At 72.9% G+C, this 12,382-nt stretch carries 12 protein-coding genes; 5 read left to right on the top strand and 7 right to left on the bottom strand.

The annotated features are described in order from the left end of the window. Positions 1-51 precede the first annotated feature (51 nt). From ACFZBB_RS12055 to ACFZBB_RS12045, 3 genes are all read right to left on the bottom strand, one after another. Positions 52-471 carry a YciI family protein gene (locus ACFZBB_RS12055; protein ID WP_188285869.1) on the bottom strand — a complete coding sequence of 140 codons (420 nt, stop codon included), beginning with the start codon at positions 469-471 and terminating at the stop codon, positions 52-54. Positions 472-603: 132 nt separating this feature from the next. Continuing rightward, a complete protein-coding gene (locus ACFZBB_RS12050) occupies positions 604-2,085 on the bottom strand; it encodes an MFS transporter (RefSeq protein ID WP_391120413.1) in 1,482 nt (493 codons plus the stop codon). A gap of 10 nt (positions 2,086-2,095) precedes the next feature. Then, positions 2,096-2,584: a MarR family transcriptional regulator gene (locus ACFZBB_RS12045; RefSeq protein ID WP_391120411.1), complete on the bottom strand. Its 489-nt coding sequence runs from the start codon at positions 2,582-2,584 to the stop codon at positions 2,096-2,098. Between the two features lie 159 nt (positions 2,585-2,743). Here ACFZBB_RS12045 and ACFZBB_RS12040 point away from each other — a divergent pair, with 159 nt between their 5' ends. Both ACFZBB_RS12040 and ACFZBB_RS12035 read left to right on the top strand, forming a co-directional pair. Then, the gene (locus tag ACFZBB_RS12040; protein ID WP_391120409.1) at positions 2,744-4,195 is read left to right on the top strand and encodes an amidase; all 1,452 of its coding nucleotides are present in this window, start codon (positions 2,744-2,746) and stop codon (positions 4,193-4,195) included. Between the two features lie 30 nt (positions 4,196-4,225). Beyond that, positions 4,226-4,612, top strand: a complete 387-nt coding sequence (locus ACFZBB_RS12035) for a cupin domain-containing protein (RefSeq protein WP_391120407.1) — start codon at positions 4,226-4,228, stop codon at positions 4,610-4,612. A gap of 31 nt (positions 4,613-4,643) precedes the next feature. Here ACFZBB_RS12035 and ACFZBB_RS12030 read toward each other — a convergent pair whose 3' ends face one another. Further along, the gene (locus ACFZBB_RS12030; protein ID WP_391120405.1) at positions 4,644-5,168 is read right to left on the bottom strand and encodes a hypothetical protein; all 525 of its coding nucleotides are present in this window, start codon (positions 5,166-5,168) and stop codon (positions 4,644-4,646) included. 24 nt (positions 5,169-5,192) lie between these two features. After that, the gene (locus tag ACFZBB_RS12025) at positions 5,193-5,657 is read right to left on the bottom strand and encodes an ATP-binding protein (RefSeq protein ID WP_391120403.1); all 465 of its coding nucleotides are present in this window, start codon (positions 5,655-5,657) and stop codon (positions 5,193-5,195) included. 160 nt (positions 5,658-5,817) lie between these two features. Between ACFZBB_RS12025 and ACFZBB_RS12020 the strand changes: the two genes are divergently transcribed. Genes ACFZBB_RS12020 through ACFZBB_RS12010 form a run of 3 tightly spaced genes read left to right on the top strand, consistent with a single transcriptional unit; the run spans position 5,818 to position 7,861 of the window. Further along, positions 5,818-6,696, top strand: a complete 879-nt coding sequence (locus ACFZBB_RS12020; protein ID WP_391120401.1) for a Scr1 family TA system antitoxin-like transcriptional regulator — start codon at positions 5,818-5,820, stop codon at positions 6,694-6,696. Further along, positions 6,693-6,938 (top strand): DUF397 domain-containing protein, encoded by a 246-nt coding sequence (locus ACFZBB_RS12015; RefSeq protein WP_391120399.1) that lies wholly within the window; start codon positions 6,693-6,695, stop codon positions 6,936-6,938. The genes ACFZBB_RS12020 and ACFZBB_RS12015 overlap by 4 nt, the downstream gene beginning before the upstream one ends. A 23-nt stretch (positions 6,939-6,961) precedes the next feature. Next, a complete protein-coding gene (locus ACFZBB_RS12010) occupies positions 6,962-7,861 on the top strand; it encodes a TIGR03619 family F420-dependent LLM class oxidoreductase (RefSeq protein WP_391120397.1) in 900 nt (299 codons plus the stop codon). A gap of 99 nt (positions 7,862-7,960) precedes the next feature. Here the strand turns inward: ACFZBB_RS12010 and ACFZBB_RS12005 are convergent, their stop codons facing one another. Continuing rightward, positions 7,961-8,275, bottom strand: coding sequence for a beta/gamma crystallin domain-containing protein (locus ACFZBB_RS12005; protein ID WP_391121071.1), 315 nt, complete (start codon positions 8,273-8,275; stop codon positions 7,961-7,963). A gap of 246 nt (positions 8,276-8,521) precedes the next feature. After that, positions 8,522-11,968 (bottom strand): AAA family ATPase, encoded by a 3,447-nt coding sequence (locus ACFZBB_RS12000; protein WP_391120395.1) that lies wholly within the window; start codon positions 11,966-11,968, stop codon positions 8,522-8,524. Positions 11,969-12,382: the final 414 nt, after the last annotated feature.

Raw genomic sequence — 12,382 nt, 5'->3', positions numbered from 1 at the left:
AACCGCCCGGAGCCGACCCGTCCCGAGCCACCTCGTCAGGAACCGGCCCGCTCAGATCTGGCCCGTCCGCTCGCGCCACGCCCGCTCCTTGGTGATCCACTCGTTGTCCTGCGGGAACTCCTCGATGCTCGGCACCCGGCGCACCTCGCACTTCGAACCGGCGACGGCCGGCAGCCGCTTCGCCCACTCGACCGCTTCCTCCTTCGAGGCCACGTCGATCAGGTAGAAGCCGCCGAACAGCTCCTTCGTCTCGCCGTACGGGCCGTCGGTGACCACCGGCGCCTCACCGCTGAAGTCGACGACGACCCCCTGGCCCGGGTCGTCGAGCCCCTCCGCCGCCACCAGGACCCCGGCCCGGATCAGCTCTTCGTTGAACCGGCCGACCGTCTCCAGCATCTCGTCGAACGGGGTCTCCATCATCTTCGCGACGGACTCGTCCGTACCACGCATGATGAGCATGTACTTCGCCATGACCGCTGTCTCCACTCTGTTCCGTGCGTTCAGCGCTGACGCGCTCCGGGGGCCGTTTCCCGACCCTCTCACCCCCAAGGTCGAACGGCACGGGAGCGGATCGACACGGCGGCCGGATCGGATTCGGAGAATTTACGGGACCTGGCCGGAGGCCACCGCCAGGTCGGCGTCCGGGACCGGCCCGGCGTCCGCGTCCGCACCGCCGTGGGACGGCGTGCGGTACGCCCGGAGCGGCGCGTTCGTCGCGGCCACGGCCAGCACCGCCAGGACGGCGGACCCCCCGCCGAGGACCAGGGAGAACGGGGCGGAGGTGGCCGAGGCCAGCAGGCCGCCGCGGAAGTTGCCGAGTTCGGGGCCCGCGACACCGATCACGTGCTCCACGGAGGACACCCGCCCCCGGTACGCGTCCGGCGTCTCCAACTGGACCAGGGCGCTGCGCGTGACGACGGACACAGTGTCCGCGGCCCCCGCCGCGGCCAGGCAGCCGAGCGCCAGCCACAGCGGCCCCGCGAGTCCGAACCCGGCCAGCGCCAGGCCCCAGACCACGGCGGCGGAGAGCTGTACGAGGCCGCCGCGCCGCCAGCGGGTCACCGTGCCGGAGAGCAGACCGGCCGTGATGCCCCCGACCGCGACGGCCGAGAGGAACAGGCCGAGGGTCCGCGGGTTGCCGCCGAAGCGGATCTCGTTGACGAGGGGGAAGAGCGCCACGGGCATGGCGAGGAGCGTCGCGGCCAGGTCGGTGGCCATCGAGCCCCAGAGGGTGGGTCGGCGCAGGACGATCCGCCACCCGCCGCGCTCGGGGCGCCGCCGCCCGCCGCGTTCAGGACCCCGCCGTCCGCCCCGCGAAGGCCCCGGCGCACCGCCCTTCGCGAGCGCGAGCCCACCGCCCCTCGCGCGCCCAAGCCCAAACACACCCCCCTTCGCGCGCCCAAGCCCAAGCCCACCGCCCTTCGCGAGCCGACGCCAACCACCGCCCCCCTCGGACGCCGTCCCCTCACCCCCCTCCGGCCGCATCGCCGGCAGCCGAATCACCGCGAGCATCGAGACCGCCATGGCCACGGCCTGAATCCCGTACGCGGCGGGGAAATCCCAGCGGGCGATGATCAGTCCGGCCGCGGCGGGCCCGACCAGCAGCGCGGCCTGGAAGGAGACGTTGGTGAGGGCGAGACCGGCCGCGACCTGGTCGCCGGGCAGCAGCCGGACGGGAAAGGTGCGCCGGGCGGGAGCGCCGAGCGCGCTGAAGACGGTGGCCAGGGCGACGAGGGCGAGCAGGAGCAGGACGTTCCTGTTGTGGGCCAGGGCCTGGGCGCACAGGGCGGCGGCGACCAGGAGTTGGCCCGTGGTGGTGGCGCGTACGAGCGCGCGGCGGTCGACGGTGTCGGCCAACGCGCCGCCGAGCAGCCCGAAGAGCAGCATCGGCAGGCCGGTGGCGAGCCCGATCGCGCCGGTGCCGACCGCGCTGCCGGTGAGGTCCCAGACCTGGGCGAGGACGGCCACATTGGCTATCTGGCCGCCCAGTTGGGAGACGGACGTGCCGATCCACAGGTCGCGGAAGGGCTGACTGCCGCGCAGCGGTCGGGTGTCGAGGAACCGGACGCGTATCCGTCCGCTCACTTCGGCCCGCTCACTTCGGCGGCTCGACAAGGCGGTTGAGGATGCGCTGCCGCATCGACCGGTGTTCCAGCGCGCGCCGCACCTCCTCGACGACGGCGGTCATGGCGTACGGCACCTCGGCGTCCAGTTCGGCGACGGTCTCGTGGGTGGCGCGCCACTCCGCCTCCAGGAACGGTACGAGCGACCGGCCGCGTTCGGTCAGGTCGATCCGCCGGGTGCGGGCGTCGGGGCCGGGCTCCGAGGTGACCAGATCCTCCTTGCGCATGGCGGCGACGGTCTGGCTGATCGCGGAGTGCGAGCGGTCCAGGGACTTCGCCAGCTCGCGGATGGTCAGCGGCCCGGTGTGCGCGAGCCGGATCAGCGGATACGCGAACCGGGGCCGTACGCCGGTGATGCCGCGCTCGACGTAGAGCTGCTCGATCTCGGCGTCCATGGCCGCCAGCAGCTCGTGCAGGGTGTGCCAGGGGTCGGGGAGCGCGGTGGGATCAGAAGTTGTCACAGCGCTAATATAACAGCGCTGTGACAATTGCGGGGCTACGGCTCCGGGCGCGCCGGGGGCAGCAGCGAAGTAGCCCCCGGACCCCGGAGATCGGGGCGGCTTTCCCTTGCCCGAATCGACATTTCGTGGCTCCAGCCGACCGCCCGTACGGTCCCCGGCATGGACAGAAGCTTTCAGACGGCGGAAGAACTCACCGCCGCACTGCGCGCCGGTGACGTGACCTCGGCGGAACTGACCGACGAGGCGATAGCCCGTATCGAGCGGGACGACGAGGCGGTCAACGCGATCTGCGTGCCGGACTTCGACCGGGCGCGGGCCGCCGCGCGCGAGGCGGACGCGGCGCGGGCCCGCGGCGAGGACCGGCCGCTGCTCGGCATTCCCGTGACGGTCAAGGAGTCGTACGACGTGGCCGGACTCCCGACGACCTGGGGCATGCCGCGGCACCGGAACCACCTGCCGGCCGAGGACGCGGTGCAGGTGTCGCGGCTCAGGGCCGCGGGCGCGGTGGTGCTCGGCAAGACCAATGTGCCGGTCGGGCTCCAGGACATCCAGAGCTTCAACGAGATCTACGGCACCACCAACAACCCGTGGGACCACGGCCGCACGTCGGGTGGCTCCTCCGGCGGATCGGCGGCGGCCCTCGCGTCCGGATTCGGCGCGCTGTCCATCGGCTCGGACATCGCCGGTTCGCTGCGCACCCCCGCGCATTTCTGCGGGGTCTACGCGCACAAGCCGACGCTCGGGCTGGCGGCGAACCGCGGCATGGCCCAGCCGCCCGGACCGGCGCTGCCGGTCGACCTCGACCTCGCCGTCGTCGGCCCGATGGCGCGCTCCGCGCGCGACCTCGCGCTCCTGCTCGACGTCATGGCAGGGCCTGACCCGCTGACGTCCGGTGTGGCGTACGAGTTGACGCTGCCGCCCGCGCGCCACGAGCGGCTCGGCGACTTCCGGGTCCTGGTCCTCGACCAGCACCCGCACATTCCGACCGGGGCCGCGGTACGGGCGGCCGTGGGCCGGGTGGCCGACGCCCTGGCCGACGGGGGCGCCCGCGTCGAACGGCACAGCCCGCTGCTGCCCGACCTGGCCGAAGCCGCGGTGGTCTACACACAGCTCCTGATGTCGAGTTCCACCGCGCACTTTCCCGTCGAGGCGCAGGAGCAACTGCGGTCCCTCGCCGCCGAATTGAGCCCGGACGACCAGAGTCTGGAGGCGACGCGGCTGCGCGCCATGGTGTTCAGCCACCGCGACTGGCTCGGCGCGAACGGCCGCCGCGAGCTCCACCGGCACGGCTGGCGGCGGTTCTTCGCCGAGTTCGACGCCGTGGTCTGCCCGATCACGCCCACCCCCGCCTTCCCGCACGACCACGGCCCCGATCCGAGGCGACGCCGGATCGACATCGACGGCGCCGGGTACCCGTACTTCGACCAGCTCGTCTGGGCCGGTCTGCCCACCATGCCCGGCCTGCCCGCCACCGCCATTCCGGCGGGCCGGTCCCCCGAGGGCCTGCCGGTGGGCGTCCAGCTCATCGGCCCGATGTTCGAGGACCGCACCCCGCTGCGCCTGGCCGAACTGCTCGAACCACTGACCGGCGGCTTCCACCCCCCGACATAACCCCCGCCCCTCACCCGCCCGGAGGACCCCGTGGAGATCTTCGACTTCGACCGCGACGAACGCCGCGTCACCCACTACGGAAGCAGCGGCGTCCACGCCACCCGCGTCGCCGCGGGCGACGGCGGCCCCGTCCAGCTCACACACCTCAAGGTGACACCTGGCGGCATCATCGGCACGCACACCGCGCCCTCGCCCCAGGCGTTCCTGATGATCAGCGGCAGCGGCTGGATCGCGGGCCCCGACGGCGTCCGCACCCCCCTCACCGCGGGCCAGGGCGTCCGCTGGGACCAGGGCGAGCCCCACACTTCCGGCACCGACACCGGCTTCACCGCCCTCGCCGTCGAGGGCCCGCCCCTCACTCTCTTCGCCCCGGACCCGGGACCCGACCCCGAAGGCAGATCCTCTCGCCGCGGCTGACCCCCGCCCCGCACCCGCCCGGGACCGGTCGTCAGCCCGTCAAAGCGGCGAGTTCGCGGACGCCGGGGACGAGGGGGTGGTGGTCGCGGAGGTCGGTGACGATGCGGCGCAGCGCGGGGCGGTCGCGTACCTCTGACGGGGAGACGCGCAGGGCGTCCATGAGAGCGGTGGCGGTCTGCGCCGCTTTGCCCCACTGCCACCACGCGCGGGCCATGTCGGTGTGGAACTGCGCGCGCCGTTCGGCGGCGGGGAACTGCCCGGCACGCAGCGAGCTGCCGTCCCAGCCGTCGACGGCGGCGGCCACACTGCGGGCGGCGCGCACGGCCGCGTCGCCGTACCGGTCGTCCCCGAAGTGCCGCCGCGCTTCGAGGAGTAGGGGGATCACACCGGCCGTACCGCTGTAGAGCGAGGCGTTCGGCTCGTCGTCCGAGGGCGTGGTGGTCCAGGCGAGGCCGCCGTCCTCGTCCTCCCGCGCGTTCCCGAGCAGCCAGCGCAGCGCGTCCGCCGACAACTCCTCGACCTCATCCGCTGTTACGTCTGGTGCGTCAGCCGTCATAACGCCCACTTTGGCACGCTCTCGCTACGGGGCCGCTTCCAGGGGAAGGGGGAGGTCGAGTTCGGCGCGGAGCGTCTTGCCGACGGGGTCGCGGGGGAGGACGGACCAGCGGGTGGCGAGGGCTTCGACCAGGAGGAGGCCCCGGCCGGAGTCGGAGAGCGGGGAGGCGGGACGGAGGTGGCCGGGGTCCGGGGGACGGCGTTCCCCGCGGGCGTCGGAGACGTCGATACGGAGCAGGGTCGCCGTGAGGCGGATACGGAGTTCGAAGTCGCGCCCGGCGACGCGGCCGTGGGTGGCGGCGTTGGTCGCCAGCTCGGCCACCAACAGGGCGGCCGTCTCGGCCAGTTCGGTGCCGTGCGGCACACCCCACAGGTGAAGCTCGTTCGACGCCGCGTGCCGCGCCAGCCGGGCCCCGCGCCGTGTGGCGCTGAACCGCTGGCTGAACTCACGTTCGGTCACGGGGAGTTCGTGCATCGTTGGTGCTGTCATACCGCCCAATGTGACCCCGGCCCCGCCCCTCCCACCAGGGTCCCGCCGCGTACGCTGCGCCAGCGTACGCGCACAAAACGTAGACAGTACCCGTCACCCCCTGTGAGCATTGTCCGACTCGATGTGGTCAAACGGGCGGGCGCGCGGGAGGTGGCCAAGGATGGCCGATGGCATGGACGGTGCGGGAGAGGCGGAAACTTCCGCCGGTACGGGTGCCGGCACTCCCGGCAGCGAGCCCGAGACCTCGGACAGCTTGCGCACCTTCGGTGCGTTTGTCCAGGCCCTCCGGGAACACGCGCGCCTCAGCCGCGAAGAGTTCGGCAACCAGGTGCGCTTCTCCAAACACACGATCGCCTCGATCGAGCAGGGGCGACGCATGCCCGACGCCGACTTCGTGGACCGCGCCGAACCGGTTCTCGGCAACACCGGGGCCTTACGCAAGGCCCACCAACACCTCGGGCGGCAGCGCGGATTGGCCAGTTGGTTCCGCCAGTGGGCGCGGCTGGAGAAGAGCGCGATCACCCTGTACACGTACGAGTGCCGCATGATCCCGGGCCTGTTGCAGACCGAGGCCTATGCGCAAACGATGTTCGCGGACTTGCTGCCGCCGCTGAGTGACGAACAGATGGAGGCGCAATGGGCCGAACGAGCCAAGCGGAAGCGGCTGCTCACGGAGCGACCTAACACCGCCTTCAGCTTCGTCCTCGACGAGCACCTGTTCCTACGGAGGACGGGCGGCGTCGACGTCACGCGCGAACTGATCGATCACATCCTGGATTTGAGCCAGCGGCGTAACATCGAGATCCAGATCCTGCCATTGTCCACAGGCGTTCACTCGGGATTGATCGGCCCTATCGTCATGCAGGAGACCCCGGACAATCGGTGGCTTGCCTACGGTGAGGGGCAAGAGACCGGCCAGTTGATCTCCGATCCGAAAGTGGTCAGCATCCTCCAGCAGCGGTATGCAAAACTACGCGCGCAGGCTCTCACTCCCGAGGACACCCGGAGCCTGCTGGAGCGATTTCGAGGAGAACTATGAGCACCCCCGAACTGGCCTGGTTCAAGAGCAGCTACAGCAGTGCTCAGGGTGACAATTGCATCGAAGTGGCCGCCACCTGGCACAAGTCCAGCCACAGCAGTGGCAGCGGCGACAACTGCGTAGAGGTCTCGGCCTGCCCGAGCACCGTCCACGTGCGGGACTCGAAGGACAAGGAAGGGCCCCAACTCGCCTTCTCCCCCGCCCAGTGGGCGGACTTCCTGAGCTTTGCGAGCCAACTCTGAGGCTTGCGGGGTAGGAGGAGGCCATGAAGGTCGGATTCGCACTGCCGCAGTTCAACAAGCAGGCTTTCGAGGTCGCGCGGGCCGCCGAGTTCGCGCGCGGGATCGAGTCGGCGGGCGGAGCCAGCCTGTGGGTGGGCGACCGGAATCTGGCCGCCGTCGATCCGAGCGTCGGGTACGGCGGCGGGAGCACGATTCCGCCGGAGTTGAACGCGGCGGCCGATCCGTTCGTCCTGCTGGGCGTGGCCGCGAGCGCCACCGAGCGCGTCCTGCTCGGCAGCCACGTACTGGTGGCGCCGCTGTATCCGCCGGTCCAACTGGCCAGGTCGCTCACGACCGTTGACCTGATCAGCGGGGGACGCCTGCTCGCGGGGTTCGGCGTGGGCTGGTCGCCGGAGGAGTACGAGGCCGCGGGCGTGGACTTCGCCACGCGGGGCGCCCGGATGGACGAGACGCTGGACGTACTCGAAGAGATCTGGACGAAGGACCCGGCCGGGTACAGCGGGGCGCGGTTGTCGGTGCCGCTGCACCACGCGCCGCTGAAGCCCGCGCGGCGGCCCCGGCCGCCCGTGTACCTGGGCGCGCGCTCGGGGCGGGCGCTCCGCCGGATCGGGGAACGCGCCGACGGCTGGCTGCCGGTGTGCGTGGTGCCGGGCTTCGTGGACTTCGACGGCATCGTCCGGCAGCGGGCGCGGGTGGACGAGGCGGCGCGGACGGCGGGCCGCGATCCGCGCTCCATCGACGCGATCTTGCGCGTCAACATCGAGGCGGGCACGTCCACGGAGCAGGTGGTGACGGTGATCAAGACCGCGGGCGAACGTACCGGCATCGACCATGTGATGGTCGACACGATGTACAGCGACGCGGGCGTCGACCAGTCCGTGGAGCGGGCCTTGGCGATCCTCGACGGCGTCCGCGCGGGCTGATCCGAGGAGCCGGTACCCCGGCCGGGCGCCGTACGTCGCCCGGCCGCCGGTTCGGACCCTCGCGGGCGCGCGGATTCGCGGGCTCGCGGGCTCGCGGGCTCAGAGGATCTGGATGCTCTTGACCTGCGGGGGGCGGTTCGGGAACGTGATGTCGGTCCAGCGATTGATCCGCACCGAGTCGCCGTTGACGTCGTAGTAGATCAAGTCGTTGTTGCCCGTGACGATCCGGTCGACCCACCAGCCGCCGAAGTCGGTCCGGCCCGAATTCGCGTAACAGTCCACGCTGTCACGGCCGTTGAGGTGCGAGTAGATCTTCAGGTAGTCCGCGCCGCCGACACACTCGACGTGGTCGATGGCGAAGGCGGGGCCGCTCGGCACGGCGACGGTCAGCGCGGCGGCGGCGGCCAGCGCCATGGTCATCGAGCCGATGACCTTCTTGGCTTTCGAGCTCACACAAATCCCCTTCACGCGGAGCCCGGCACCCGGCCCGGCTCGCTCGCTTCTTCGGGCCGGGAGGCGGCCCGCCGCTGATCTTGGTGTGATGCCTCTGGCAAATGCGGCAAGCGGAGCGATGTCGTCGGTTTTTGACTCGATCGAGCGAAGGTGTGTTTGTTCCGGGCACGGTGGGTTACGGGTGCGGCGGACCGCGGATGCGGCGGGTTACGGGGCGGGCTCGGGGCGGGGGCGGTCCGTACGCGCGTAGACCAGGGCGGCTTCGGTGCGGTTGCGGACGCCGAGCTTCTCCAGGATGTGGGAGACGTGGACGGCGACGGTGCGGTCGCTGATGTAGAGGGAGCGGGCGATCTGGCGGTTGCTCTCGCCGCGGGAGAGCAGGGCGAGGACCTGGGCCTCGCGTTCGGTGAGGTCGAGGCGCGCCTGGGCGGCGACGGACCGGGGCGTGGGGTCGGGCGGCCGGGTGAGACGGCCGCGGGTGGCCAGTTCGTGCGCGAGGCGCAACAGCGGTTCCGCGGACAGGGGTTCGGCCAGGCCGAGGCAGGCGGCCAGGGCGCGGCCCGCCTGTTCGCGGCGGCCCGCGCGGATCGCGGTCCCGGCCTCGCGCAGGCGTGCGTACGCCTCGCGGTAGGGCTGGTCGGCGGCGCGCCAGGCGTCGGCGACCTGGCGCCAGGTCGCCCGGTCGTCGGAGCCGTCGGCGCGGGAGTGTTCGGCCGCGGCGAGGGCGCCGAAGGCGGCGACGACGGGTTCGCCGCAGTGGCGGGCGGCGATGGCGGCGGCGCGTTCGGCGAAGGTCCCGGCGGCGCTGTCCCAGGCGGCGGGCAGGCCGTGGGGGCGTACCGGGCCCGGCAGCAGGGCCAGTTCGGCGGCGAGGCGGGCGCCGTCGGCGAGCAGCCGGATCTCCTCCTCGGCGAGGGCGCCGCCGCCGACGGCTCGCAGGCCGTGCAGGACGTGGTCGGCGGCTGTCGCCAACTCCCCTGTGTCCAGCGCCTGTTCGGCCTGGCAGGCGTGGCAGGGGCCGAGCAGGCGGGGGTCGTCGGGGGCTTCGGCGAGTACGGCGGTCAGTTCCGCAGTGCGGCGGCGGTCGCCGCGGGCGACGGCCAACTCCAGTTGGAGCAGGTGCAGATAGCGGGTGATGTGGGCGGTGGACTGGCCGACGAGTTCGGCCAGGAGCTGGTCGGCCTCCGGCCAGCGGCCGGTGGCGACGAGGACCGCGGCAGTGTTGAAGTCCAGGACGGCGGTGAGCGGGGGCGGCGCGCCGAGTTCGCTGGCCGCGCGGCGTCCGGTCAGGGCCACTTCGCGCGCCTCCGCGAAGCGGCCCCCCGTACAGAGCAGGTACATGTGGTTGCTGGCCGCGCGCAGGACGTCCTCGACGGAGTCCGTACGGCGGGCCAAGTCGCGTGCGGCGCACAGGGCTTCGAGCCCCGCCTCCAGGTCGCCGCGCTGGGCGCGGACGATGCCGAGGGTGGTGAGGGCGTGGGCGTGCTCGGCGAGGGCGCCGATGCGCTCGGCCATCCGTAAGGCCCGTTGCGCCAACGGCAGCGCGCCGTCCGGGTCGCCGACCTGGACGCGCATGTCGGCCGCCGCCGCCAGGACTCTGGCTTCGAGGGCGCCGGTCGCCTCGGGCGCCGTGGCCAGGAGCCCTTGCGCCTCTTCCAGCGCGGCGATGGCGCCCCAGGGGTCTCCGGCCTCGCGGCGGTAGGCGCCGAGGCGTTCGAGCAGGCGGGCGCGGTCTTGTGCCTGCGCCTGCGCCTGTGCCTGCGCCTGCCCTTGTGCGGCGGCTGCCGCGTGGCTTCCGTCGGCGCGGTACGCCTCGGCCGAACGCGGGCCGTGGCGCGGTGTGTTGAGGGTGGCCGGGCCGCCGCCCGTCGACAGCGCCAGCGCGCGCGTGACGTACTCCGTGGCGCACTGGGGCTCGCCCGCGTAGCTGGCCGCGCGGGCGGCCTCCGGCCAGAGAGAGGTGGCGGCGGCCTCGGAGAGGTGGTCGGAGAGGGTGACGGCGAGGGCGTAGAGGCGGTGGGCCTCGGGGTACGCGCGGGCGCTGACGGCGAGGCGGGCGGCCGTCAGGGCCGAAGTGGCCGCGCGGGCGGGGCAGTCGGCGAGGTGCCAGTGCCGGGCCAGGAGGGCGGGGTCCGAGGCGGTACGGGCGGCGAGGGCGTGCGCGTAACGGCGGTGCAGGCGGCGGCGCTCGCCCGGGAGCAGGTCGGCGTACAGGATCTGGCGGATCAGGCCGTGCGGGAGGGCGTAACCGTCCTCGGTGGAGGTGAGCAGGCGCTGCTCGACGGCCCGGCGCACGGCGGCCAGCAGCGTTCGCTCGGGTAAGGGGACGGTGGAGGCGAGGAGTTCGTGCGTCATGCCGTCGTCCGTCACGGAGATCTGGTCGATGACCTCGCGGACGTCGGCGTCCACGCAGCTCACTCGGGCGAGGACCACTTCCGCGATGGACGCGGGCGGCCAGGGGCGGGACGCCCGTGCCAACTCCTGTGCGTACAGCGGGTTTCCCTCCGCCGCCGATACGGCTGCCGCCACGTCGGCGGCGTCCGCGTCGGCCGGGAGCAGCGCGGTCACCAGCTCGGCGACCTCCGCGTCCGCCAAGCCGCTCAGCCGCAGCCGCGTCACCCTCGGACATCGGCCCAGCTCCGCGAACCAGCGCCGCGCGTCCGCCGTCAGCTCCTCCTCCCTCACCGTGGCCACGATCAGCACCGGCTGTCGTCTCAGCCGCACCGCCAGAAACGCCAGCAGATCGCGCGTCGACGCGTCCGCCCAATGCAGGTCCTCCAGCACCAGCACCAGCGTCGTACGCACCGACATCTCCCCCAGCACCCCCAGCACCCGCTCGAACACCCGCTGCCGCGTAGCCGGCCGCCCCCCACCAAACGCGTACGCCGCGCCCCGTCCACCAACCGGCCCGGGCTCAGCCAGCCCGTCGAAGCCCCCGCGCCAGCGCGGAGCGCCCCCGGCTGCGGGCGCGGGGCCAACCCCGGCATCGCCGGGCCCGCGCCCCGCGCCGGAACGGCCGGGCCCACCGGCCACGCCGTCCGCCAGGTGACCACCGCCCGACACACCGGCCGAACCCCCGAAGCCGCGCGTGGCGCCGCGACCCTCCGCGCCACCACCCGCCACCGGTCCGCGCTCGCGCGAAGGCGCGCCCGTAGCAGGCGCGGGGCCGGAATCGCCCGTGGCGGGGATGTCCCCACCCACAGCGCCATCGGAAGCACGCCCACCCTCGGCATCGCCGCGCCCACCGGCCACGCCGTCCGCCAGGTGACCGCCGTCCGACGGATCGGCCGAACCCCCGAAGCCCCCCGCTCCACGCGCGCCGCCGTCCGGCGAGGGTCCGCGCTCGCGCGGAGCGCTGTCTGCGGCGGGGTGGGGGGCCGCGCCGGAGGCGAAGAGGTCGCGGAGGGCGGCGATGAAGGGGCCGTAGGCGAGGGTGGGGCCGGTGAGGGGGACGGAGTCGCCGGTGCGGAGGTGGGCGTGGCGGGGGGCCGTGGTGACGAGGGTGGCGAGCTCTTGGACGAGGCGGGTCTTGCCGAGGCCCGCCTCGCCGGTGACGAGGAGGAGTTGGGCGTGGCCGGCCGCCGCGCGGTCGAAGGCGGCGACGGCGGCGCGCTTCTCGGGGTACCGCCCGACGAAGGGCGCTGACTTGGTCATGTGCGCAGTGTGAGCACGCGGCAGCGGTGTGTCGACGGCGAAGCGAAGAAGCTGCCATCGGGGGCGGAGCGAAACCGGCCCATTTTCATCGTGGCTGGTACGGGCGTTCCGGAAAGGCCGCGTGAAGGTTTGGTGCCTGGTGGCGGACGGTGTTCGCTCACCGGACGCGGCGGGAATCCGGCGTAATTCCCCGCGCCGCGCCCCGGCGGCGGTCTCGTATCTGTCGCAAACAGAAATCCGTGAAGTCCCCGGCCGTACGCGGGTATACGCCGAAAAGGGGTCACCCGGCGGTCGTGGACGAGTACATCTAGTCAATTCCCACATACGCGCCTACGTCATGTTGCAGACGTGCGCGAGCGCTTTACCACCGCATAGTTGGCCCGGTTCGGCCCGGCGGCCAGCCGCGGCCGAAGA

This window comes from Streptomyces sp. NPDC008139 (assembly GCF_042957025.1).
Lineage (GTDB): Bacteria > Actinomycetota > Actinomycetes > Streptomycetales > Streptomycetaceae > Actinacidiphila.
This window is presented reverse-complemented; position numbering and strand designations above follow the sequence as displayed.